Source organism: Sphingopyxis sp., assembly GCF_050916055.1.
Classification (GTDB): domain Bacteria; phylum Pseudomonadota; class Alphaproteobacteria; order Sphingomonadales; family Sphingomonadaceae; genus Sphingopyxis.
This window is the reverse complement of sequence record NZ_CP051527.1, coordinates 3,169,580-3,192,784: the sequence shown is the minus strand read 5'-3', so window position 1 is coordinate 3,192,784 and position 23,205 is coordinate 3,169,580. Positions and strand designations below refer to the sequence as shown.

23 protein-coding genes and 1 tRNA gene are annotated in these 23,205 nt (G+C 66.1%); 14 read left to right on the top strand and 10 right to left on the bottom strand.

Going from position 1 to position 23,205, the window contains the following annotated elements:
- Positions 1-71 precede the first annotated feature (71 nt).
- Together HEQ22_RS15605 and HEQ22_RS15600 are read right to left on the bottom strand one after the other, a co-directional pair.
- Complete coding sequence (locus HEQ22_RS15605; protein ID WP_432768753.1) at positions 72-1,082, bottom strand: DegT/DnrJ/EryC1/StrS family aminotransferase; 1,011 nt, start codon at positions 1,080-1,082, stop codon at positions 72-74.
- Positions 1,079-2,149, bottom strand: coding sequence for an acyl-CoA dehydrogenase family protein (locus tag HEQ22_RS15600; RefSeq protein WP_432768752.1), 1,071 nt, complete (start codon positions 2,147-2,149; stop codon positions 1,079-1,081). The genes HEQ22_RS15605 and HEQ22_RS15600 overlap by 4 nt, the downstream gene beginning before the upstream one ends.
- Positions 2,150-2,480: 331 nt before the next feature.
- On the opposite strand from HEQ22_RS15600, the gene HEQ22_RS15595 reads away from it, so the two are divergent.
- Positions 2,481-3,545, top strand: a complete 1,065-nt coding sequence (locus HEQ22_RS15595; protein ID WP_432768751.1) for a hypothetical protein — start codon at positions 2,481-2,483, stop codon at positions 3,543-3,545.
- Here the strand turns inward: HEQ22_RS15595 and HEQ22_RS15590 are convergent.
- Both HEQ22_RS15590 and HEQ22_RS15585 read right to left on the bottom strand, forming a co-directional pair.
- Positions 3,482-4,954 (bottom strand): ThiF family adenylyltransferase, encoded by a 1,473-nt coding sequence (locus HEQ22_RS15590; RefSeq protein WP_432768750.1) that lies wholly within the window; start codon positions 4,952-4,954, stop codon positions 3,482-3,484. The genes HEQ22_RS15595 and HEQ22_RS15590 overlap by 64 nt on opposite strands.
- Complete coding sequence (locus HEQ22_RS15585) at positions 4,951-5,187, bottom strand: hypothetical protein (RefSeq protein WP_432768749.1); 237 nt, start codon at positions 5,185-5,187, stop codon at positions 4,951-4,953. Before HEQ22_RS15585 ends, HEQ22_RS15590 begins: the two co-directional genes overlap by 4 nt.
- 239 nt (positions 5,188-5,426) lie before the next feature.
- On the opposite strand from HEQ22_RS15585, the gene gph reads away from it, so the two are divergent.
- Positions 5,427-6,161 carry a phosphoglycolate phosphatase gene (gene gph / locus HEQ22_RS15580; protein ID WP_432768748.1) on the top strand — a complete coding sequence of 245 codons (735 nt, stop codon included), beginning with the start codon at positions 5,427-5,429 and terminating at the stop codon, positions 6,159-6,161.
- Here gph and HEQ22_RS15575 read toward each other — a convergent pair.
- The gene (locus tag HEQ22_RS15575; RefSeq protein WP_432768747.1) at positions 6,158-7,237 is read right to left on the bottom strand and encodes an anhydro-N-acetylmuramic acid kinase; all 1,080 of its coding nucleotides are present in this window, start codon (positions 7,235-7,237) and stop codon (positions 6,158-6,160) included. The genes gph and HEQ22_RS15575 overlap by 4 nt on opposite strands.
- Here HEQ22_RS15575 and HEQ22_RS15570 point away from each other — a divergent pair.
- The 5 genes from HEQ22_RS15570 (at position 7,230) to HEQ22_RS15550 (ending at position 13,256) form a co-directional block, all read left to right on the top strand.
- Positions 7,230-8,213 carry a hypothetical protein gene (locus HEQ22_RS15570; RefSeq protein ID WP_432768746.1) on the top strand — a complete coding sequence of 328 codons (984 nt, stop codon included), beginning with the start codon at positions 7,230-7,232 and terminating at the stop codon, positions 8,211-8,213. The two genes, HEQ22_RS15575 and HEQ22_RS15570, sit on opposite strands and share 8 nt — an antisense overlap.
- A 116-nt stretch (positions 8,214-8,329) precedes the next feature.
- Positions 8,330-9,124: a GntR family transcriptional regulator gene (locus HEQ22_RS15565; RefSeq protein WP_432768745.1), complete on the top strand. Its 795-nt coding sequence runs from the start codon at positions 8,330-8,332 to the stop codon at positions 9,122-9,124.
- A gap of 15 nt (positions 9,125-9,139) precedes the next feature.
- Positions 9,140-10,198, top strand: a complete 1,059-nt coding sequence (locus tag HEQ22_RS15560) for an ROK family protein (RefSeq protein ID WP_432768744.1) — start codon at positions 9,140-9,142, stop codon at positions 10,196-10,198.
- Complete coding sequence (locus HEQ22_RS15555; protein ID WP_432768743.1) at positions 10,191-11,480, top strand: HlyD family efflux transporter periplasmic adaptor subunit; 1,290 nt, start codon at positions 10,191-10,193, stop codon at positions 11,478-11,480. The genes HEQ22_RS15560 and HEQ22_RS15555 overlap by 8 nt, the downstream gene beginning before the upstream one ends.
- 45 nt (positions 11,481-11,525) lie before the next feature.
- A complete protein-coding gene (locus tag HEQ22_RS15550; protein ID WP_432768742.1) occupies positions 11,526-13,256 on the top strand; it encodes a peptidase domain-containing ABC transporter in 1,731 nt (576 codons plus the stop codon).
- 34 nt (positions 13,257-13,290) lie between these two features.
- On the opposite strand, the gene HEQ22_RS15545 is transcribed toward HEQ22_RS15550, so the two are convergent.
- Together HEQ22_RS15545 and HEQ22_RS15540 are read right to left on the bottom strand one after the other, a co-directional pair.
- A complete protein-coding gene (locus tag HEQ22_RS15545; RefSeq protein WP_432768741.1) occupies positions 13,291-14,010 on the bottom strand; it encodes a glycosyltransferase family 2 protein in 720 nt (239 codons plus the stop codon).
- 53 nt (positions 14,011-14,063) lie between these two features.
- Complete coding sequence (locus HEQ22_RS15540; protein WP_432768740.1) at positions 14,064-14,900, bottom strand: hypothetical protein; 837 nt, start codon at positions 14,898-14,900, stop codon at positions 14,064-14,066.
- Between HEQ22_RS15540 and HEQ22_RS15535 the strand changes: the two genes are divergently transcribed.
- Positions 14,892-15,824 (top strand): RNA ligase family protein, encoded by a 933-nt coding sequence (locus tag HEQ22_RS15535; RefSeq protein ID WP_432768739.1) that lies wholly within the window; start codon positions 14,892-14,894, stop codon positions 15,822-15,824. The two genes, HEQ22_RS15540 and HEQ22_RS15535, sit on opposite strands and share 9 nt — an antisense overlap.
- A 63-nt stretch (positions 15,825-15,887) precedes the next feature.
- On the opposite strand, the gene HEQ22_RS15530 is transcribed toward HEQ22_RS15535, so the two are convergent.
- A complete protein-coding gene (locus HEQ22_RS15530) occupies positions 15,888-17,030 on the bottom strand; it encodes a hypothetical protein (RefSeq protein WP_432768738.1) in 1,143 nt (380 codons plus the stop codon).
- A 272-nt stretch (positions 17,031-17,302) separates the two neighbouring features.
- Here HEQ22_RS15530 and HEQ22_RS15525 point away from each other — a divergent pair, with 272 nt between their 5' ends.
- From HEQ22_RS15525 to HEQ22_RS15510, 4 genes are read left to right on the top strand one after another with little or no spacing between them, the layout of a single operon-like run.
- Positions 17,303-17,545, top strand: a complete 243-nt coding sequence (locus HEQ22_RS15525; RefSeq protein WP_432768737.1) for a hypothetical protein — start codon at positions 17,303-17,305, stop codon at positions 17,543-17,545.
- Positions 17,542-18,054 (top strand): hypothetical protein, encoded by a 513-nt coding sequence (locus HEQ22_RS15520; protein ID WP_432768736.1) that lies wholly within the window; start codon positions 17,542-17,544, stop codon positions 18,052-18,054. The genes HEQ22_RS15525 and HEQ22_RS15520 overlap by 4 nt, the downstream gene beginning before the upstream one ends.
- Entirely contained in the window at positions 18,002-18,925 is a 924-nt protein-coding gene (locus HEQ22_RS15515; protein WP_432768735.1) for a radical SAM protein, read from the top strand. The genes HEQ22_RS15520 and HEQ22_RS15515 overlap by 53 nt, the downstream gene beginning before the upstream one ends.
- Positions 18,912-20,120: an aminotransferase class III-fold pyridoxal phosphate-dependent enzyme gene (locus HEQ22_RS15510; RefSeq protein ID WP_432768734.1), complete on the top strand. Its 1,209-nt coding sequence runs from the start codon at positions 18,912-18,914 to the stop codon at positions 20,118-20,120. Before HEQ22_RS15515 ends, HEQ22_RS15510 begins: the two co-directional genes overlap by 14 nt.
- A 99-nt stretch (positions 20,121-20,219) precedes the next feature.
- Here the strand turns inward: HEQ22_RS15510 and HEQ22_RS15505 are convergent.
- Positions 20,220-20,296, bottom strand: a tRNA-Arg gene (locus HEQ22_RS15505).
- Between the two features lie 130 nt (positions 20,297-20,426).
- Between HEQ22_RS15505 and HEQ22_RS15500 the strand changes: the two genes are divergently transcribed.
- Complete coding sequence (locus tag HEQ22_RS15500) at positions 20,427-21,458, top strand: YeiH family protein (RefSeq protein WP_432770893.1); 1,032 nt, start codon at positions 20,427-20,429, stop codon at positions 21,456-21,458.
- Positions 21,459-21,505: 47 nt separating this feature from the next.
- Here the strand turns inward: HEQ22_RS15500 and HEQ22_RS15495 are convergent, their stop codons facing one another.
- The gene (locus HEQ22_RS15495; RefSeq protein WP_432768733.1) at positions 21,506-22,291 is read right to left on the bottom strand and encodes a zinc-ribbon domain-containing protein; all 786 of its coding nucleotides are present in this window, start codon (positions 22,289-22,291) and stop codon (positions 21,506-21,508) included.
- A gap of 180 nt (positions 22,292-22,471) precedes the next feature.
- On the opposite strand from HEQ22_RS15495, the gene ftsE reads away from it, so the two are divergent.
- Positions 22,472-23,200 carry a cell division ATP-binding protein FtsE gene (gene ftsE, locus HEQ22_RS15490; protein ID WP_432768732.1) on the top strand — a complete coding sequence of 243 codons (729 nt, stop codon included), beginning with the start codon at positions 22,472-22,474 and terminating at the stop codon, positions 23,198-23,200.
- The last annotated feature ends 5 nt before the right edge of the window (positions 23,201-23,205 follow it).

Sequence of the window (23,205 nt, the reverse complement as noted above, 5' to 3'; positions counted from 1 at the left end):
AGTTGCTACGGCACATGATTAATTAACTTACGTCCACCTCCGTTACGAATCCCGAATAACCTGCCGCATGTTCACGTGGGATAGTATATCGGGACGCACCAGTGATTCTTTGCGACCCATTCCGTGTTCGGAAATTGGGCGGAAGGATCGAATATATTGTGGCAGGGTAATTCATAGACTCGCCCGGTAGTCTGAGGAATCTCGTCGAAGACGATATATTTATAATATCCGCTCGCCATGCCGGCGGGCAGCGTCACCCGGTTCGGGTAGCGCGGGTCCAGGACCTCGCGGGCATATTGTTGCTTCCAGCCGACGATGTCCGGCATCCGGCGCATTTGCACGACACCGAGCGCGGCGCGGAATTCGTCGAGCCGGTGGTTCATGCCCTGGATCCGGTATTGCGAGCCGCGCCCATAATCGCGGTAGGACCGCAAGTGCCGCTCGAGATCGGGATTGGCAGTGACCGCGACGCCGCCTTCGCCGATCGAGATCGTCTTGGTGGCGTAGAGCGAGAAGATACCGGCGTCGCCGAATGCGCCGGGCTTGACGCCATCCCACTCCGCCCCGACGGCATGCGCGCAATCCTCGATCAACGCGATCTGATGGGCGCGGCAATAGTCCGCGATGCGGTGGATATCGAACGCGATATGACCGCCGATGTGGACGATATAGGCGAGCGCGGGCTTGTGCCGCTCGGCCTTTTCCACGAAATCCGCATACGAACCGCACAGGTCTTCGCGGTTGCAGTCGTAGAATTCGACTCTCGCCCCGGCCCGCAGTGCGGACCGCGGCGTCGCCAGGAAGGTGTTCGAAGGACAAAGGACGGTCTTGCCGGCGACGTCGAAGAAGTCGAGGATCGCCGCTGCGGCGCCCGCCCAATTGTCGAATGCAACCGCCGGGAGTCCGTTCCACGCCGTCCACGTCGCCTCGAATTCGTCGAGTTCGGCGCCGTGGCTCCATTTGTTCGACCGCAGCAGGCCGCGCCAGCGCGCGATGACTTCCTCCTCGTCGCGCGGGTCGAACGCGACGCTGAACGGCAGCGGCGCCGGGTGATCGATGTTGCGGGACGGGTCGCCGCTCATAACAGGCTGTCCTCCGTCTCGACGCCCAGCAGGCTGGCGCCGAGCGACTGGGCGAAGGGCTGGAACTGGTTGGCGGCGTGCTGCCGCGACGCTTGGATGTCGGCCAGCAGGCGGCCGAAAGGCGCATCGGACGTCAGCCCGCTGGCCCCCGCCGCGACGAAGATCCGGTGCATCAGGTGGCAGCAGCGATCCGCAGTGCGCGAAGCCTGCAGCCGCAATATCATTCGGGTCTGGAGCGGCAGGTCTCGCCCTTCCGCCGCCGCCGCCGAGAGCTGCCCGACGCCATGGTGCAGCACCGCGAGCATCGCGTCGACGTCGGCCGCGACGTCGCCGACCGTGAACTGCACCTCCGGATTCGCGGCGACGCGCTGCCCGGCGATGTCGGTGCGGATCGCATTATGATCGATCAGCGCCGTCAGCCCGCTGCGCAGCGCCCCGATCGCGGGGACGGACACCACGCGCAGGAGCATTTGCGGCAGCGGGATGCGATAGAGCGGCCCGCGATTGACCTCCAGCCCCGGGCTCATCCCCAGAAAGCGTTCCTTGATACCGTGGATGCGATGCGCCGGAACGAAGCAGCGCTCGATCGCCAGATCCTGGCTGCCGGTGCCGCGCAGTCCGGCGGCGCGCCAGGTCGGCAGGATCGTCACATCGTCGCGCGGGACGAGGAAGATGACGGGTTCGGTGACCCCGTCGCGCTCGACGCGAGCGCCGAGCATGAACCAGTCGGCATAATCGGCGCCGCTCGCGAAACGCCAGCGACCGCTCAGCTCGTAACCGCCGGCGACCGCGATCGCCTTGCCGGTTTGCATATAGCTGCTGGCCATCAGGGCGTCGGGATTCGCATCCCACACATCCGACTGTGCTTCCGCAGGAAACAGCGCGAGATGGAACGCCAGAACGCCCATCACGCCAAACAGCCAGCCGGTCGACATGTCGGCGGCGGCAATTTCGATCTGGCTATCGAAAAATTCCGTGACGCCCGCCTCGCTGCCGCCATATCGGCGCGGCTGGAGGGTCCGGAACAGACCACCGCTGCGCATCGCATCGATGATCGTCGGGCTCATACGGCCCAGCGTATCGCCTTCCGCCGCGTGCGCAGCAACGATCTCGCAGAATGGCGAGGGGGCGCTGAAAATGGCCTCCGACCAGGCGGATCCATTGCCGTTCGTGCCACTTTCGCGGTCTCGACAAGTCATGGGCATCCATGTCCTCCGCCGAATTGTGCGCATCGCATCACAATGCTAGGTTAATCGTCGATTAAATACCACATTTGATACAAGTTGTTGTCCGGTTTATAAGTGGTATTATGCCTCCGAGTCAAGCAGCCCAACCGCAAACGACGCACGGCTGATGCCGCGGATTTGCGCTCCGGTACGACCGGAAAAGGAGTCTGAAATGGTCGATTTTTCGTTGAAAGCCGCGGCCATCGACGTCGAACAGCTCGACTCGCGCGGCCGCGCGATGGCGGCGCTCGGTCTGCCCGTGAATCTGGAGCTGCATACGTTTGGCGCCCGCGATATCGACTCGCCCGAGACCTTCGAAACCGCAACGGCGAATGTCGAGCGGTTCCAGGCCGACCATGAGGTGAATGCGCTGGTGGTCCATGTCCCGCTGCAGTCGGTTGCGGTGGTGACGTCGCGGGACTTCGACGCCGACCAGTGCCTGCGAAGCATCGAGTTCGCCGACCGCGTCGGTGCCGACGCCATCGTCCTCCACCGCTATTGGGGGCTGGTGTTCGGCGAAAACGCGCCGCGCGCCGCGGACAAGCAAACCGCCGAGGAGGCCTTCAACGCGGTCGTCAAGGATCTGGCCCGCGCCGCGGATGGCAAACGACTACTCGTCGAGAATGTCGGCCACTATTCCCTGTTGCCGCGCGACGGCAAAAGCTACCTCTCCGGACCGCTCGATCATTTTTTTCCGTGGGAGATCGCGCGTTTCCGGGACTTTGTGCGGCGGGAAGGGCTCCAGAACGTCGAACCGTTCGTCGACGTCGCACACGCCGCGCTGTCGTCGAACCTGTTCAACCGCAAACGGGCGGCCGGTGCGTCACTCGACGGCGACCCAAGGTTCGCGTGGATCAGCGACGACGATCTGGAACAGACCGCGTGGCTCGATCCATTCGATTTCGTCGACCGCGATATGCCCTATCTCCACGCCTCGGACGCCATCCTGCTCGATCGCGACCAGATCGCGCAGGCCGACCTCGACGAGGCGGCGCTGACGCGGTCGATCGTCAGTGAGGGGCTCGAGCTCGGCTCGGGATCGCTGCCCTTTGCAACTCTGCCCGACCGGTTCGGCGGCGCGGGAACGATCGTGCTGGAGGTCGATCCCGCGCCCGGCGAAAGCCATATCGCCAACGGCGCCCAGTGCCGGTCGCTGGCGGCGCTGCGCGACATTTACACGAAGCGGACCGCGGGCCAGTGGGCGGGGACGGCAATGGGCGGCGCCGCAGCGTTCTGATCCGCATGGCCGCGTGACGCGGCGCAGGGGCAATCCGGTTTCGCCGCTTGCGGCCGGTCGACCGCGCCGAGACAGGGACTGACCAGATCGAGCTGCAGCCGTTCGAATTTTGGATCGAACCGGCCGGTCAGCCATCCGATCGCAAATCCCGCTGCCAACGTTCCCGCGGTCGTTGTGATATAGCCTACAGTGTCGATCTGGGGCACCGCCGACAGGATCGGGTCGTGCCGCACGCCGGCGGCGGTCGCGAGCGCCACCTGGCGGGCAGGATCGAGGCGCGCTTCGGCCGGCAGCAGTTCCTGCGCGACGCGCAGCGGCGAGATCATGCCGCGGCAGACGGGACAGGGGTCGGCGGCGAGGAAGCGGACGATCTGCACCAACTGGCCCGTCACGACGCCATCGGCGCCTTCGATCAGCCCGCCGCAATCGATCGCCGGCACCAAATAGCGCGCCGCGATGTCCGCAACCGCGATCCGGCTCGAATGCTGATCGGTACACCCCATCAACAGATCGGCCCCGGCGACCAGGTCGACGATATCGCGCTGCGGCAGCCGGCCGACTACCGCCTCCACCTCGCAATGCGGGGCATATTCGGCGAGGGTGCGCTTGGCGACGAGGGCTTTCGGGGTGGCGGCGTCGACATCCGACGGGCGGCTGCCGTGCAATCGCTCCAGATTCGAAACGGTAACATGGTCACCGTCGATGACGATGAGGCGGCCGACGCCCGCGCGCGCCAGAATCGGGATCGCGGCCGACCCCGTGCCGCCGGCGCCGATCAGCGCGACCGTCGAGCGGGCGAGGCGCTGATATGCCTCGAGCCCGAACGCGCTCGTCATCCGCGCGACGCTTTCGGGCGGCGGCGGCGGCAGCGCGGGGCGATCGCCGCCCGGCCAGGCGACGACATCGGGCCTGCGCTCCGCGGCAACGCGCGCGACCGTCCGCCATTCGCCATCGACCTGCACCCGGCCGCCGACCGCAATCTCTTGCTCGACGCGCGACAGGATCAGGCTGACGAAGGGACGGTCGGGACAGAAATCGGCCAGATAGTTGGCTAGATAGCTATCCATATCATCGTCGGTTTCACTCGCCTTGGGCGCCGCGCCGCGGGGATGCGAATGGATAAAGCCGACCGCCAGCCGCGTCGCCTGCGCGGCCTGCGCGACCCGCCGCAAATAGGGATGGTTGATGCTGACGCGACCATCCCCCGCGCCGATTTCATCGGCCTCGGGCAGGATCAGCCTCGCCAGCGTGACAATGGTCGATGCCCCCGTCTCCCGCCAACCGAACAGCGCAAAGCTGCCGCCCTCGAACGGATCAGGCGCGTCGAGCACGGCCTCGATCAGCATCCCGAGGTCGGGTTGCGCCAAGCGCAGCAGCACGGGCCGCGCGCCGCCGCTGGCGCCGGTCATGCAGCCCCGCCCATGATGAACTGGCGGGTCACCAGAAAGCGCAGGCCGTCGGCCGCGGGCAGCGTCTCGTCCAGCGCGATCTCCTTCAGCCCCGCCGGCGTCTCGAGTTCGATGACGACATTGTCCAGCGGCACCCCGGCCATCGCCGCGACCTCGGTGGCGGCCAGCGGCGCGCCGTCGAACGGGTGGGGGCGATTGTTGATGTAAATCCGGTGCATCGCTTCAGACGGCATGCCGATCCTCCCGTTGCCTAGCGCCGTTCGACCGTGATCGCGCGCGACGCCGGAGAGCCAAGGTTTAATACCAGCTTATAACCAATTCTCGCCGCGGGAGCAATCGGCCGGGACGACCGAGGGCGCCTCGCGACCAGGCTCATTGGCGTCCAGCGCGGTTCAGCTGCGCCAGAATGGCCGGAAGGAAAGGCGGACCGCAATATTGAACCTTGTGTTGCGCCTTGGCGGCGGGCATCAGCATGGCGATGCGGGCGCCCGAAATCGACACGGTGGTATTTGACCTCGACGGCACGCTCGTCGACACGGCCCCCGACCTCATCCACGCGCTCAACTATTCGCTGCAGTCAATCGGCCGCCCCGCCGTCGACCCGATGCTCGTCCGCTCGCTCGCGGGCCATGGCGCACGCGCGCTGCTCGAGGCCGGGCTGGCTTTGAGCGGCGACGTCCCCGACGAACTGATCGCGCGCGCCATCCCAGTCTTTCTTGATCATTATGCCGCCAATATCTGCACCCACTCGGCGCCCTATCCGGGGCTCGAGGCAGCGCTGGAGGACTTGCGGGCCGCCGGCTTCCGGCTGGCGATTTGCACCAACAAGCCCGAGGGGCTGGCGAACCGCCTCGTGGAATCGCTCGGCTGGGCGGACCTGTTCGCCGCCGTGATCGGCGGCGACAGTTTGCCCGTTCGCAAGCCCGACCCGCTGCCGCTGCTGACCGCCATCGCCCGCACCGACGGGACCAGGGCGATCTTCGTCGGCGATTCGGCCGTCGACATCGACACGGCGAAAGCCGCGGCGATGCCCTCGATCGCCGTCGGCTTCGGTTTTTCCGACGTATGCGCGAGCCAGCTCGGCGCGGACCTGCATATCGATCATTTCGACAGGCTCGCGGCCGCGGTGCGGGCGATCGCCGCGCCGGGCCCGCTCCGCGCGGAGCGGGTGACACCCGGCCCCGGTCGGGCCACCGCTGCCGCCTAAGCCTTGTAGAGCTTGCCCGCCGTCGTCGGAGCGGGCGCGCCGGTCGTCTTCGGGAAGGTCACCGGCAGCCCCCGAACCGAGCGCGCCGCGATAAATCCGATCGCTTCGGCTTCGATGAAGTCGCCGCGCAAACCAAAATCGTCGGCACTTTCACAGACGCCCAAGGCGTCGCGCAGCGCCCCCATGATGACGGGATTATGGCGTCCGCCGCCGCAGACGATCCACAGCGCCGGGCGCTCGGGCAGCGCACGCGCGCCCAGCGCCACCGACTGGGCGGTGAACGCGACCAAAGTCGCTGCCGCATCGGCGGCCGACAGCGCATCGACGACATCCAGCGGAAAATCATACCGGTCGAGCGATTTGGGACCCTGGCGTTCGAAATAGGGATGCGCCAGCAATTGGCTCAAGATCACCTGGTCGACCTCGCCGCTCGCCGCCAGCGCTCCGCCGTCGTCATATCGACCAAGCCCGCGCTTCTGGACGGTGAGATCGAGCATGCCGTTGCCCGGACCGGTATCGAGCGCGATGATCTCGCCGTCGCTGCCGATGAAGGTGAAATTCGCGACCCCGCCGACGTTGAGAAAGGCGATCGGGCCCGGCTTGCCGATCTTCTGCGCCAGCGCGGCGTGATAGACGGGAACCAGCGGAGCCCCCTCGCCGCCGACCGCCATGTCGGCCTGGCGCACGTCGGCGACGACATCGACGCCCAGCGCGGCGGTGATTTTGGCGGGATCGCCGATCTGGATCGTCAATCCGCGATCGGGGCGGTGGAGGACCGTCTGGCCGTGGTAGCCGATCAATTCGATCTCGCCGGCGCCGGGCATGGCGAGCAGCTCTTTGGCGCAGCGGACATGCGCGTCGACGATGACGTCGTCGGCCTTGGCCAGCAACGCGGGTTCGGCATTGCCGGTCGCCACAATCTGCTCGGTTGCCTCTTTCACGATGGCGCGATCGTCCGCCTCAAAGCCCAGCAGATGGGTAGGACCGAAGTCGTCGATCACTTCACCGTCAGAGCTTAAAATGGCCGCGTCGACCCCATCCAGAGAAGTCCCGGCCATGAAACCTAGAATGCGCATCTATCGCTCCCCAATCGTCGCCAAATATGGTATGAATACTACCACTATAATACCAGATCATCAAGCCACGATGACGCGTCCGAAGGCTGGTGGCTGTCTATTTTATGGAGGCTTGATGTTCAACGTCCGTTTGGCGGAGACGCGGCCGGGGGCAGGGATGAACGAGGATGTGGTGGGGGTTTCCGCCGCCGCAGCCTGGGTCATCGATGGCGCTTCGGGGGTGGGCGAAAACCTCGTGTCGGCCGAGAGCGATGCGCAGTGGTTCGCGCAGCGGGTCGATGCCGAGCTGCGCGATCTTCTGACGTGCGAACCGGCAATGCCGTTCGGCGCGTTGTTCGGGGCCGTCGTCGATCGCTGTCGATCGGCGTATTCGGGGCTGGTGCGGCGGTCGCCCGCGGGGCGGCACGAACTGCCCAGTGCCGCGATGGCCTTCGTTCGCGCCCTGCCCAACAAGGTCGAGCTGGCGACCTTCGGCGACTGCGACATTCTCTATCGGCGGCGCGGCGACGAGGCGGTCGCGGTGCACGGCGATGGCGGCAACATCGCACCGTTCGAGGCGCGTACCAAGGCATTGGCCTGCTCGCTTGCTGCGAAACACCCGGGAATTTTACCCGACGACCTGTTTCAGGCGCTGCGGCCCCAACTCGTCGCGAATCGCGCCTTCATGAACGTCGATGGCGGCTATTGGGTGCTGGGCCTGCAGCCGGAAGCCATCGCACACGCCGATCGCATCGAATTGCCGCCAGACGATTGGGCCATCGCGCTGGCCAGCGACGGCTTTCTGCGGCTTGCCGATATGTTCGATCATCTCGGGCGGAGCGCGATGCTGGGGATCGAACATCGCGATCAGTTCGAGCTTTGCTATGCCGAGCTGCGCCGCCTCGAACAGGCGACAAGGTCGCTTGTCGATCATCCGCGCGTGAAAATCTCGGACGATGCCAGCTTCGCCAGGATCGATGTGCATACCAGCCAATAGATATGCATACCAATCATGTGCCAAATGGTTGAAGCTAAGGCCCGAAAAATGCTAGTGGACCTTATGCCGGTGCTGGCAGGGGCGACCGCGATCGTTTCTGGCGCCGCCGGCCGCCTTTGAATGCGACGCGGAAAGGAACGGAAATGCGAGACAAGCTTGCCGGATTGAAGGAGAGCAACGCGCCGCTCTATCTTCAATTGGCGCGCAATCTTCGCGAGCATATCGAAAGCGGCGGGGTGGAGCCGGGTGAACCGCTGCCGTCCGAGCGCGAGCTTTCGGAACGGATGGGCATGTCGCGGGTGACGATCCGCAAAGGCATTCAAAAGCTGATCGAAGAAGGCCTGCTGTTTCGCCGGCATGGTTCGGGGACCTATGTCAGCGAGCGCATCCAGGCCCGCGGCGCGACGCTCACGAGCTTTTCCGAAGACGCACGGTCGCGCGGCGACGATCCCGGCGTCGTCTGGATGATGCGGGCCTACGCCAGTGCCACCGACGAGGAGGCGTCTGCGCTGGAGGTTCCGGCCAAGACCCGGGTGGCCAGGCGCGCGCGCGTGCGCCTTGCCAATGGCGAACCGCTGGCGATCGAACACGCCGTTGTCCCGGCCGAGCTGCTTCCCGATCTGGATGCCGTGAGCGACTCGCTCTACGCGGCACTTGAGCTTGCGGGCGTCTTCCCGGTGTCCGGGACGCAGCGCATTCGTGCCGCGCTGGCAACGCCGACCGAGGCCGGCATGCTGTCGATTGCCCAAAGTTCGGAGATATTGCGCATCGAGCGCCTGACCCGCAATGCGAAGGGCATTCCGGTCGAATTCACGCGGTCGGCTTATCGCGGCGACCGATATGAGTTCGTCACCGATATCGCCGCCAATGTCGCATCGGTATCGCGGCGCGTTCCGATTGGCGCGCGCTGACGCTTGGGAAGCTGAATGTCCGAATGGCTCTGTATCGATGTCGGCTTCACCAACACGCGGATAGCCGTACGGCGACAGGGATCATTCGGACCGGTCATGCAGGTGCGAACGCTGAATGCCTGGGCCGACCGGCGATTGACCGCGAACCAGCGCCGCGATCGTTGGCTGGCCTGGCTTGGCGAAGAGCTCCAGCCGGTGCTGGCGAGCCAACCGGGAATCGCACGGATCGGCCTATGCCTGCCGGGCCCGGTCGGGAGCGACGGCGTCATTGCGGAAGCCAACTCGCTCTGGGGCGAGGCCGACGATCCCCTCACCCCGGGCCAGCTCGCGGAGCGCCTCGGCCGGCCGGTAGCGGTCCTCAACGATCTGGTGGCGACGTCGATCTGCCATGGCAGCGACCCCGGCATGGCCGGGGCACAGACCGTTCTCGTCCTCAGCGTCGGCAGCGGCATCGGCATGAAACTCTATGACTGCGAAACCGGACGCGTCGTGCTGGGCCGCGAGGGTCTCAACGGCGAAATCGGCTTTTCGGTCGTCGACGAGACACCCGATGCCGAACAAACGATCGACGGCTCGCTGCGGGGCACGCTCGGCCTCTATGCGTCGGGCAGCGGCTTCGCGCGGATGCTGCGGCGCGCCGCCGTCGCGCAGCCGCAAGCTTTCGGCCGATCGCAACTCGCCGGCAATTTGCGCCGGGACGCCCTCGATATCGCGGTTGCGGACCGGGTCGATATCAATGCCGCGGCGATCGAGGCGATCGGGTCGCAGGACGACTTCAGCTTGCAGATTCTGCAACGGTCGATCGACTATCTCGCGCGATCGCTCCACATCGTCATCCTGTTTGCCGCGCCCGACAGACTGGCGCTGGCCGGCGGTTTCGCCACCAGCATTGGCGAGACCTATCGCGCGATGCTGTGCGCGGCGCTCGCCCCGCGTCTCCGGCCCCTTTACTCCGCCCAACGGGTCGACGCGCTGGTCGGGCTCAGCCGCTATGAGGGGATGGACAATTTGATCGGCCTCGCGCGCTTCATGGACCAGGGCCCACCGGCGGTCGGCGGGGCTGCCCGTGGCTGAGACGGCGCCGATGACGCAAAACGGCATGACCGAACTCGACCGGGCGGTGCTGGACATGCCCGGCTGGATCGCGCGCGGCCGGGCGTTCCGGCTTGTCGGCTTGCTGTCGCTGCTGCTGCTGTTGTCGCTGGCGCTGCCGTGGAACGAAACCTTGCAGGTGCCGCTGACGATCGTCACCACCTCGCCGCCGAGCAGCGTTCGCGCGACCCAGTCGGGAACCCTGGTCCGGTTGGCGGTCTCGTCGGACCAGTTGGTCAGCCAGGGACAGGTCCTCGCGCAATTCGGGACGCGCGAGGAAATCGCCCAGGCGGAAACGCTGGAGCGTTCGGCCGAAGCGGCGCTCTCCGCCCTGCGCGCTGGCGACGTTCCGACCGGCCTCCCCGCGATCACCTTGGGCGGCGACGTCCAGACCGCCTACGCCGAACTGGCCAGCGCCGTCGGCGACCTCGCCGCCAGCGTGAATTTCCAGACCGACCGCGTCGATATCGAATCGCTGCGCCGCTCGCTCGTCGAACTCGAGCGCCAAACGGGCGGGTTGGCGGAGAATATCGCGCTGGCCGATACGCTCGCGGACGTTTCCGAAGCGCGGCTGAGCCGGAAAGAGGTCGGCGCCGAAAAAGGCTGGATCTCGAAAGATTCGCTCGAGAAGGCGCGCGAGGAAATGCTCGAGCGGCGACTTGGCGCCCGCGAAGCGCGCGAACGGGCGCAAGAGCAACGGGCCCAGATCGCCGAATTGCGCTCGCGGCTGGAAGGGACGCAGTTGCAGCAGGGGCGGTCCTCGACGCTCAAGCGCGAGCGCGCGGTGCAGGCGGCGGTCGACGCGCTGGCCGCGGCCCGCCGCTGGCGCGCCGATCATTCGGCCATCGCGCCCGTCGCCGGGCGGGTGAAGTTTCCCGCCGAGGTTTTTGCCGGCCAGCATGTCGAACGGGGCGCCGAACTCGCCGTGATCGTGCCGCCGCGCAGCGGTCTGAAGGCGGTCGGCATCATCCCGGCGCAGGCGCGGGGCGAAGTCGTTCCGGGCTCCGACGTGCGCCTGTCCTTCACCAGCTTCCCGGTCTCGAACTACGGCCATGTCGTCGGCAAGGTCGAGCGGACCTCCGACGTCGCCGTGCGCGGCGACTATCAGGTGGCGATCGCGCTGCCCGCCGGGCTGGTCACCTCGACGGGCTTTCGTATCCCGGTCCGCAACCGCGGCACTGCGACCGGCCGGATCACCGTGCAGCAGGGCCGCATCGCGACCGCAGTTTTCGGGGGGTTTTATGAACATCTGGGGCTGCGCTGAGCGAAGCCCGCGCGCGCGGGCCCCGCGGGCATCTTTGCCGCACCGATGAACAAGGCCGACGACGAGCCTTTGTTCAAGCTGCTCTCGGATCCGTGGATCCGGGCGCAGCTACAGCCTTATCGCCGCTATTTCGGGCAGATCTTCGCGATCATGGGGGCGACGATCGCGATAAATTTCGCGATTCCGCTGACCAATCGCGCGCTGGTCAATCAAGGCATTCTCAACAACGACGTCTGGTTCGTCGACCTCATCATGGTTTTGCAGGTCGCGATGTACCTGTCGCTGATCGGCCTGAATTCGACCCGCGCCAAGATATCGGGCCATGTCTCGAACCGGCTGGTGACGCGGATGGCGAGCGAGCATGTGATGCAGATGCTCCACCTGCCGATGCGCTTCTTTCATTCGGCTAAATCGGGCGAGTTCGTCGAGCGCGTGCGCGACCTCGACCGGGTCCAGCGCTTCGCCGCCGTCGAGGCGGTCGAGGCGCTCACCGCCTCGATTTCGATCTTTTCGCTCAGCATCCTGTTGCTGCTGGTCGATCTTTCGATCTTCCTCCTCTTTCAAGGCTCGGCGATTTGCTATCTTGCCTGGATCTATCTGATCGGTCGCCGGCGCAGGCCGATCGACGCGGCGCAGTTTCGCGAAGGGTCGCGGGCGCGATCACTGGAAATCGGCATGGTAGAGGCGGTCCAGGACATCCGCATCGCCGGCTATGAGCAAGCATCGCTGGCGGCGTGGGCCGAAGTGCAGGTCGTCGCCCTGCACACCCGGCTGAAAGCGCTGGCGATCGAACAGCTCCAGGCGTCGGGCGGACATTTCTTCACGCGCGCCGGGATGGTTCTGGTGACGATGGTCGCGGCGAAGCGCGCGATGGCGGGCGAGATCACGCTCGGCGATTTCACGATCACCTCGGTGATCATCGTCCAGCTCTATTTTCACCTCAATCAGATCCTCGCCTTCACCAACAAGCTGGAGGAAGTGCGCGCGGCGATCCATCGCACCCGCGAGATTCGGGCGCTGCACGATCAGACGGTCGCGCAGCAGGCGATCGGGCGCGCGCCGCGCGCATGGTTCCCGATCCAGCTCGACCGCGTGACCATGGCGTATCCGGAAGCGAAACGGTCGTCGATCGTCGACGTGACGCTGACCATCCCCGGCGGAGCGATGACCGCGCTGATCGGCCCGAGCGGATCGGGGAAGACCAGCATTCTCAAGCTTCTGCTGGGCCTTTACGAGCCATCGGCAGGATCGATTTCGGTGGCCGGCGAGCGGTTTGCCGAAATCGACGGAGCGCTATGGCGCGACGGGATCGGCGCCGTGATGCAGGAAGGCGCGCTCTTCGCCACGTCGATCCGCGACAATATCGCCGCCGGTCGCCCCATCGACGACGCGTGGATGACCGAGGTCATCGCGGCCGCCTGCCTCGGCGACGTCCTGCGCGATTGCGAGCGGGGGGCCGACACCCTCGTCGGTCCCGGCGGCGCGCGGCTGTCGGCGGGACAGGTGCAACGGATATTGATCGCGCGCGCCCTGTACAAGCGCCCGCGCCTGCTGCTGCTCGACGAAGCAACCAGCGCGCTGGACGGCACGAACGAAGCCGCGATCATCGAGAATATCGGCGCGCTGCTGCCCGGGTTGACCAGCGTGGTCGCCGCGCATCGGTTGAACACGATCAAGCGGGCCGAACAGATCGTCACGCTCGATCAGGGCCGCATCGTCGATATCGGCGACTCGCTGCCGCCGGGCATCGGACTGCTGTCGCTGTCCAAGGAGTGAGGCGCGACGCGCACCACGCCGGCCAAGGTCGGCGCTAGCCGATGACAATCGGACGGTTGGCGGGAAGCGGCTTCAGTTCCCAGATATGCCCCGGCTCATCGAGGATGTCGGCGTAGCTTTCCTGCCATTCGCAATCGGGGTCGGCCTGCTCATATTTGCGATAGCGCTCCGCGCGCGCCGCCTCGGAAACGCTCGAGAAATGCAGGATGCGCAGCCGGGTTCTGATCCAGTCGCGCTGGGCAATCTGCTCGGGCACCGGCTCGAAATGCAGCCGCTCGTTTGGCAGCGAATAGCCCGGGCGGTAGGCGAACAGGCGATAGACCCACAGCTTGTTCCGGTCGAAATGGTTCGCATCGCCGATCATCCGCAACACCTCGAGGCCATAGCATTTGTCGGGATCGGCCGCGGTCTGCAAAAAATCGGTCAGCAACGGCGCGTCGCTGTCGGGGATCAGTTCGTCGACGTCGAGCCAGAGAATCCAGCGCGGGGCGAAATCGGCACAGGCCTCGATAAGCCGGGTGCGGTTCCCGAAATCGTCCCAGCCGGTGAAATCGGGTCGCACCGGGTTCGTCAGCACCCGTTTGACCAACGGCTCGCCCTCGAGCAGTTCGCGGGTGCGGTCGGTGCTGCCGTCGTCGAGCGCGATCACCGAAGCCCCCAGCATGCGCATGCAGCGAAAAAACGCGTCGAGATAAGGCTCGCCGTTCCGGATCGGAACCAGGCAGAATAATGGTGCGGTCTCGGTATCGTTCATATCGTCACTCGAAAGACCTTCGCCGGCGCTGCGCCCTGCCGCGGCGACCGGTTTCAAGCCTGTCCCTCCAGGCAATAATCGACATAGGCATGGGTCGCAATCAACTCGGGATGACCGAAGGATTTCGAAACGAAAACGGGCTCGCCGTCGTTGCAACCGTCGTTGAGAAAGCTCCCGCCATCGAGCATCGCGGTAAAACGCCTGATCGCATCTTCGAGCGGCGACAGGAATGCGCCGCCGCGCCCCGTTCCCGCGAAGCGCGATGTTCGCATGTCGTCCGAGATGACATGCGGTGCAAATATAGGCTTGTCCGATGCCGCATTGGACTGGACTTCGCCTGCCGCCGGCAGGTCGGTCGCCGGCCCCGCGGCCGGCGCCGGTTCGAGGCCCAGCAAGGCGAGCAAGGCGCCCAGCGCCTCCTCGATCGCCGGCACCGGGGTTTCGGCGGTGGACCGGAAACCCGGCTCGCCTGCCACCGCCGCATCGAGCGCCGCCAGCGCGCTGCGGACCCGGTCGGCGTTGAGCCGGCAGCATACGCCGAAATAGAGGTAGAGCGCGCGCTCGCGGGTCTCCAGCCACAAGGCGTCCAGCGCGATTTGGCGCGTATCGTCGGCCTGCTGCAGACGAGCCAGCACACGCAGCGCAATCGCGGCGTCGCTATAATCGAATTCATTGATCGGCATATATTTTCCATCGCATCGGTCCGCCCAATCAGGCTCGCTTTGTTGCATAGAAAAGCACAAACCGATAGCCTGACGGCGGATGAAACGGCAGGCGCGAACACCAGCATGCAAAGACAGACAAGCCCTGACGATTTCCGCCTCGAGGTTCTGGAACGCGACGGCCACGCCTGTGTGATATGCGGCGCTGACACCCGCGACGTGCATCATATTTTCGCCGACGCGCTGTGGGACGACGGTGGCGATTTTGCCGCCAACGGGGTCGCGCTGTGCGCCGAACACCGGGCCGACGCGCTCGCGACCATCCTGCCGGTCGAAACCTTGCTCGACCGCGCCGGCCTTACCGAGCGCCCGCTGCCGCCGCAGCTGCATGCCGTCGAAAAATATGATCGGTGGGGCAATCCGCTGCTGGCCGACGGCCGCCGGGCGCGAGGCGAGTTGTTTTTCGAGCCGGCGGCCCAGCAATGGCTCGCCCGCGGGCAGATGCTGGGCTGCTTTACCGCGTGGGTCAAATATCCGCGCACCTATGTCCTGCCATGGTCCGATACGATCGGCGAGGGCGACCGGCGGCTGGCGTCACTGGCGCCGCTGTCCGGGGAACAGGTCGTGGTGACCGAGAAGATGGATGGCGAAAACGTCTCGCTCTACCGCGACTTTCTGCACACGCGGTCGGTCCGGCGGATCGCCCATCCCAGCCGCGAATGGCTGAACCATTTCTGGGAAAGCGTTCGCGGGCAGATCCCCGAAGACTGGCGGATTTGCGGTGAATATCTCTACGCGAGCCACACCGTATCCTACGACGCGCTGCCCAGCTATTTCCTCGCCTTTTCGGTCTGGAACGAGCGAAATATCTGTCTGTCCTGGCCCGATACGCTGGCATTCCTCGCCGAATTGGGAATCGAGCCCGTGCCCGCCCTCTACGCCGGACCGCTCGATCAGCAGGCGATTCACCGGGCGTGGCGGGAAAAGGAAGGACAAAGCGAGGGATATATCGTCCGATCCGCGGGCGAGATTCCGTACCGGCGTTTCCGGCATCTCGTCGGGAAATATATCCGCGAAAGCTATGTGCAGAGCGAGCCGGTCAAAGAGAATATGCGCACCGGCGCCGCCATTCGGAAAAATGCGCTGGGATAAGCAGCGCGCGACGCCGCGATCTTCAACCGGCGCGATCCGCGCAGAACGGCTCGGCGTAACGCCTTACAGCGTAGCGGCGGCGATCGAGATGGCACCCAACGACGGCGCCGGTGTCTCACTCTCGCGCGTCTCGACGTCGGTCATGCGTTCGATCTGAAAGCCATTGCCGTCCATGGTCCCGGACAGGAACCAGATATTGCCGTCGCTTCCCGCCGAAACCGCTCGGACGAACGACCGGTCGGGCTTGTAGAAACAGCGGCGACAGTCGGCATCCAGCCCGCATTCGCGAAACGTGCCGGCGCCGTCGCGACTGAGCCGCCAGGCTTCGCCCTTGGTGCTCACGCTCCATGCCGACCCGTCGGGCGCGCCAGCGATGCTGATCGCAGCGGCCGGCGGCGGCAGCAGGAACCAGCGCTCTTGGTCGTCATCCCAGCGCCGCACTTCAAGCCCGCCATAGCGTTTTGCACCGCCCAGCAGCCACAGCGTACCGTCGCGACCCTCGCTGATGCCGATGGGATCGAACCCGATCTCCTCGTCCCGCCAGGCGCCGCCTCCCAACCGTGTCAGCACACCGTCGCAGGCAATCCAGCATCCGTCTTCGCCGCCGCCGATCACCGGGCGGCTGCCCGTTGCGGTCGTGCGATGGAACAGCTCCCATCCATCCGCGGAGCGGCGCCAGACGCCGAATTCCGATCCGGCCGCCGCGTCGCCAGCGGGCGGCGCGCGGCGCTTTGCGAGAACCCAGACGTCATTCCCGCGCGCCGAGACGCTCACCTGCATCGCCAGCCAGTCGGCATCGAAATCGAGCCGTTGATGCTGGCCCGTACCGGTCAGGGTGAACAGGCCGCCTTCCGCATCGACGGCATAGAGGAGCGACGTTGCCGGATCGGGCCGGCCATGAAGCTCGGCAGACAATTTCGCGGGGTCGGGACTATAGGTGTGAGCGTGGTCATGCGCATGGCCATCTCCGTGATCGTGTCCATGCCCGTGCCCATGATCGTGAGCAAGGTCATGCGCCGCGACGCGAACCACGTCTCGCTGGCGCGGCACGGCTTTGGTGTCGAGAGGATTCATGGCCGACCTCCATATCTCGCGGAGTTTATGACATCTGTGTAACCTCGACATCATCTGGTATGCAATTGAAAAGTCCAATCGCAAGACAATCGCCAAACCAATTCGTTTTGCAGCCTTTTTCCGCGCTGTCATAAACTGGGCTTTACAATCTCGAAAACCGCCGTCTATCCTCACCATAGGATCACAAGGAAGCTCGAAACCAGCTTTGCCTCCCGGCTTGGAAAGGTATTAGGAACGTGTCGACAACCAGAATCGCAGGCGAGTGGAAGCTTTACCTTTCGACGATCGACTCGGCATCCGGAGCGCCGAACCTTGACGCGCCTTTCGATTCCACTCTCCATGTCCTCGTCGCCAATCGCGCGGGGGTCGAAGCACGGCTCCTTTTCGGGGGCAAGGAGGTCGTCGTGAAAGGCTCCACGCGGCCCGGCACGCCTTCGGTGATCACATTCGACGAATGCGACGCCGACGGCAATCCGATCGACGATGGTTTCGAGGCCATCCTGTATGTGCCGCCGTGGCGGCCCAACATCGATTATGATTTCGACATTCTCTGCGGCACCGCCGTGATCGGCGAGAAATCCGTCCTCGGCGACGACAGCACCCGCTCGCGGGTGCTCGCCGTCACTGGCCTGCAGACCGCCGAATGAGCGGGCTGGTCATCGAACGGCCCGAAAAGGCCGACAAGAAGGTCGATATCGACCGCCTCGAACGGGCTTTCGAGCGATCGCTGCTCCGCCTCGTCGGGTCGCCCTACCGCTTTGGCGGGCGCGGCAAGACCGGCATCGATTGTTCGAGCGTTATGATGCGCGCCATTCGCGAGGCGCTGCGCATCAACGTGGCCGATCTGCGGTGGATGACCGCCGACCAGATCGGGCGGGGCCGTCGTCAGCTGACGGTCGAGATGCCCGATCCCGAACCGACCAACCGCTGCGCGCTCGGCTTCTTCGATTGGGACGAGGACGGCATCTACGAACATATGGCTGCACGGCTGATCGACGGGTCGTGGGTATGGGCTTCGTCCACGGTCGGACAGGTCGTGCACGTCGACGAGGAAGCGCGTCACCGCTGGCGCCGCCAGTGGCGCGAAATAGAAGGCTCACTTTATGGCCCAACAAGCACTTTACGACTTATCAACTGGACCGGCTGGCACTCTTAAGGAGCGCTCGCTGGCAGGGGAGAAGATATGGGTCTGGATGGACATATCCGGTACCTGCAACCTCACGTGCCGTGATTGCTACACCAAGCAATCGCACGAAGCGGTCCTCGTGTCGGTCGAGGGGTTTCGAGAAACGCTTGAGAAATTTGCCGAGAGCGGCGCGGCTTTCCAGAAGCTGCATCTGAACTGGCGCGGCGAACCGACGACGAACAAGCGGCTGCCGATCCTGCTCGGTCTGCGCAACGAAATCATGCCCGGGGTGCCGATCGAGTTTCACACCAACGGCACGTTGCTGACGAAGAAAAACAGCGCCGCGATCATCGCCCAGACGATCCCCGAGGACCTCATCTACGTGTCCATCGATGGTGGCTGCCGCGAGGCGCATGAGGCCAATCGCGGCGAAGGAACGTGGGATCCGACGCTCGCCGGGCTCGAAATGCTGCTCGATGCACGCGATGCCGCCCCCGAAGCACAGCGCCCCCATCTCGGTATTTACGAGATATTCTACGATCGCCGCACGCGGTACGACAGCGAGTTGATGCGACTGTCGAAACGCTGCGCCAGCTGGATGCGCGTCAATGTCATCCAGACGGGGGGAGAAGAGCGTCCTTTCTCTTACCTTACCACGCCGCAGGGGCCGTGTTTCTGGGCGGGCAATGCGCTGTGCATCACCGCGCGCGGCGATGTCCACGTCTGCCTGCTGTCGTTCCGGCCCGACGGCCGCGTCGGCAATATCTTCCGCGACGATTTGTCCGACATCGTCGGCAACGCGCGCGACTTTCGGCAGCGGATCGCCGACAAGGGCCGCGACAACATCTCGCACTGCAAGGGATGCCAGAAAACCGAAGGCACGGTGGATGAGCCCGAGTGACTATGCTGCGCGCACCGGGTTCGATCGCGAGCCGCCGTTTGCGATAGCGGCGGCGGAAGGAAGCTTTGTCCAGGACCGCGAAGGCCAGCACTATCTGGACCTGACGTCGGGCTGGAACGTCGTCAACGCCGGGTGGAACAACCCCGAAATATGGCAAGCCGCGCTCGAAGCGGGATTGCGCAACCCGTTCCGGCCGTCCTGGTGCGACGACGACCGGTTCGATGCGCTGACGCAGCGGATCGCCGCGATCGCCCCCGGCCGGCGGATCATTCCTTCCTGTTCGGGCAACGAAGCCGTCGACAATGCCCTGAAACTGGCCCGGCTGGTGACCGGCCGCGCCGGCGTGATCTGCATCGAAGGCGCGTATCATGGCAGCGGCACCGGCGCGTCGCTGGCGACCGGCTATCACGTCCCGCATCTCGAAGCGCTGGACCTGCAAGGGCTTCGCCTGACGCTACCCCGGCCTTCACAGCCGGGCGCCCTCGAACAGGCCGAAAGCGCCATTCGTGCGTTCGAGCCGGGGGGCGCGATCGTCTTCGAAACCGTGCGCACCAACATGGCGTGCGAGGCCGTACCGCAAGCGTTCCGCGACATGCTGCGCCGCGTCGCGAGCGAGCTGGGACTGGTATTGATCTGCGACGAGATCGGGACCGGAATCAATCGCCTCGGCAGCCCTTTTTCGTCGCTCGACGGCGACGGCGCCGCCGCCCCGGATATCATCCTGACGGCCAAGGCGCTGACCAACGGCCTTTATCCGCTGTCGCTTTGCCTGGTCCGCGAGCGATTGATGCGACATGTCGACATGTCCTATTTTTCCTCGACCTATGGCGGCATGCCCGCGGGCTGCGCCGCGGCGGTCGCGACGCTCGATTATCACGCCGAACATACTCTGGGCGCGCGCGCCATCGCCGGCGGACAGGCTCTTGCCGCAGGGATCGAACAGCATGTGCTCGATATCGATGGCGTCCGCTCGCTCGAAGGCGCCGGCCTCGAACGCGCCCTCCATCTCGACTGGATGGCGCTCGGCCGCCGCGGCCTGTCGCCGTTCCAGATGCTGGCGAAGCTGCGCGATCAGCGTGTCTTTGCCACGCTGTCGCCCGGCGAAGACCATCTGATGCTGCTGCCTCCCCTCACGACGCCGCACGAGGCGCTCGTCGATGCCGCCGTCGCGATCGGCAAGGTCTTGCGCAACTGATCGGGACGATGTGCCGACCACAAGTGGTAGGATAAATGGTCGGGGGACCGTGCAATTGCCATCTCGAGGTTCGGACCTTGCCCGATCACGGCGAAGAAATGGCGCACCCGAAGGGATTCGAACCCCTGGCCTCTGCCTTCGGAGGGCAGCGCTCTATCCAGCTGAGCTACGGGTGCCGGTAGAGCGCGGCCTCTAGCAAGAGCCGCGGCGGGCAGCAATGGTCTATCGACCCTGGCGCGCCGATGTGCCAAGCGGCGGCGCAGGCAGCGGGGATATTGCGTGAAGCCTTCCGAACCAAGCTGGCCGATGGCCGCCGACCTCTATGGCGAGATGCAGCTGGAAACGCGGCCGCCCGCGACGCGGCGCTGGCGCGACTATCTACCCGGCGTGCTCGTCACCGCCATCGCCGCGCTCGCCGCGGCGTGGCTCGCCGATCATTATGCCGCGCCGCTGGTGCTGATGGGGCTGCTGATCGGCCTTGCGCTCAGCTTCCTGTCGCAGGACCGCCGCACCCACGCCGGGCTCGACCTGATGTCGCAGACCGCGCTCAGGATCGGCATCGTCCTCGTCGGGGCGCGGATCACCGCGGCGCAGCTCGCAGAGCTCGGGCCGCTGCCCTTTGCGCTGCTCGCCGCGATCATGGTCGCGGTGATCGTCGTCACCGTCGCCAGCGCGCGGCTGTTCGCGCAGGACCGCCACGCCGCGCTGCTCGCCGGCGGCGCCACCGCGATCTGCGGCGCGTCGGCGGCGCTCGCGCTCTATTCGCTGATCGGCGACAAGCGCGTCGACCAGGCGCGCTTCACGCTCACCCTCGTCGGCATCACCGTCGCCAGCGCGCTCGCGATGACGCTCTATCCGGTGCTGGCCGCCGAGCTTGGCCTGACCGACGCGCAGGCGGGGTTCCTGATCGGCGCGTCGATCCACGACGTCGCGCAGGCGATCGGCGGCGGCTTTTCCTTTTCGCCGCAGGCTGGGGAGGTGGCGACGATCGTCAAGCTGACCCGCGTCGCGCTGCTCGCGCCGATGCTGATCCTCGTCGCGATGTGGCTGGCGCGCGGCGGCGAGACCGGCCGCGCCCGCATCCCGCTGCGCCTGCCGTGGTTCATCCTCGGCTTCCTCGCGGTCGTCGCCGTCAATTCGCTCGTCGCGCTGCCGGTCCGTGTGCAGGACGCGGCGGGAACGGCGGCGCAGGCGCTGCTGCTGCTCGCGATCGTCGCGACCGCGATGAAGGCGCAGCTCCACCTGCTGCTCGATCAGGGCTGGCGCAGCTTCGCGCCGATCGTCGTCGCGACGGTGACCAGCTTCCTGCTGTCGCTCGGCGCGGCGCTCTTGCTGTGACGGCGTGACGTCACAATCCATCTCCCCTCCCTGCAAGGGGAGGGGAATCAGGTAGAGCTTTTCGGCAGCGCCCAGCTGACCGTCAGCTGCGTCGCGCGGCGTGGGATGTCGAGCTTTGCCTCGCTGAAATTGACCTTTTCGTTCGGCGGCAGCATGCGGACCGGCGGCTTGATCGTCCAGCTATAGACGATCGTCCCCTGCGCATCGCGCAGCTCGGCCAGGATCGGCGGCACCCGCTGTTCGCGATCGGTCGGGTTGATGATCACTCCCGAGGCGGCGAAATAGATGGTGCCGTCGGGCAGTTCGCGATGATCCTGGTTCGGCGGCAGCTCGATCACCAGGTCGGGCTCGCCCGCCATGCCCGGCAGGCCCAGCCCCGCGGCCCAGCCCGGCAGGCCGAAATAATAAAGCCCGCCAGTGGCGGCGACCATCAGCACCGCGGCCACCGCGGCGACGATCGTCCAGCGCTTCGCCGGGTTGCGGCGCGGACGGCGGAACGGCAGCGGCGCGTCAGTCGCCACCGGCGGCGGCGCGCGCGGCGCGGGATCGGGGGCGGCGGCAAAGGCGGGCGGCGGCGGCACCGGCTCGGCGACCGGCGGGCGCGGCGGCGGAACGTCGGCTGGCGGCGCGACCGTCGCCGGTGCAGAAGACGAAGTGGGCGGGGCGGGCGGCGGCGGCGCCTCGGCGCCCGACGGCGCGCCCAGATCCAGCATCGCAGGTTCCTGGAACCAGCTGTGGCGGCAATTGGCGCAGCGCACAGTGCGCCCGTTCGGCCCGATCGCGGTATCGGGGACGACATAGCGCGTGTGGCAGGAAGGACAGGCGAGGATCATGGGGTTCCTCTAAACACGCTGATTCGCGGCGTTGCAAGCGCCGCGTCGCTTGCCCTTCGCTTCGCGCAGGCCCTAAGCGCTTTACCTCGCCCGGCTGGCGTGTAACAGGCTGCGCATGAGCGGCGAGGCTCCCCACTTCCGCGCAGCGGCCGAAGCGCGACACCGCGCCGCGATGACGCCATGACGGAGGGCGGCGGTCCGCGCCCCGGCGGCGCGATGGTCGAATTCAACGGCGTCGGGCTGCGTTACGGCCCCGACGCCGAAATCCTCTGCGACATCAGCTTCAATCTCCAGCCGGGCAGCTTCTATTTCCTCACCGGGCCGTCGGGCGCGGGCAAGACGTCGCTGCTCAAGATGCTCTACCTCGCGCAGCGCCCGAGCCGCGGCATCGTCCGCCTGTTCGGCGAGGATCTGGTCGCGATGCCGCGCCACCGCCTGCCCGGCTTTCGCCGCCGCATCGGGGTGGTGTTCCAGGACTTCCGGCTGATCCCGCATTTGAGTGCGCGCGACAATATCGCGCTGCCGCTGCGCATCGCCGGGGTCGGCGAAGAGGATCTGTCGGGCCCGGTCGGCGAAATGCTGAGCTGGATCGGGCTCGCCGACCGCGCCCACGCCCGCCCCGCGACGCTGTCGGGCGGCGAGCAGCAGCGCGTCGCGATCGCGCGCGCGGTGATCGCGCGCCCGCAGCTGCTCGTCGCCGACGAACCGACCGGCAACGTCGACCCCGACATGGCGATGCGCCTGCTCGGCCTGTTCGAAGCGCTCAACCGGCTCGGGACGACGGTCGTCGTCGCGACCCACGACATCCACCTGATCAGCCGGATCGACAATGCGCAGATGATGCGGCTCGAAAAGGGGCGTCTCGCCGACCCGACCGGCGCGCTGCGCTATCCCCCCAATCGATCGTGACGCAT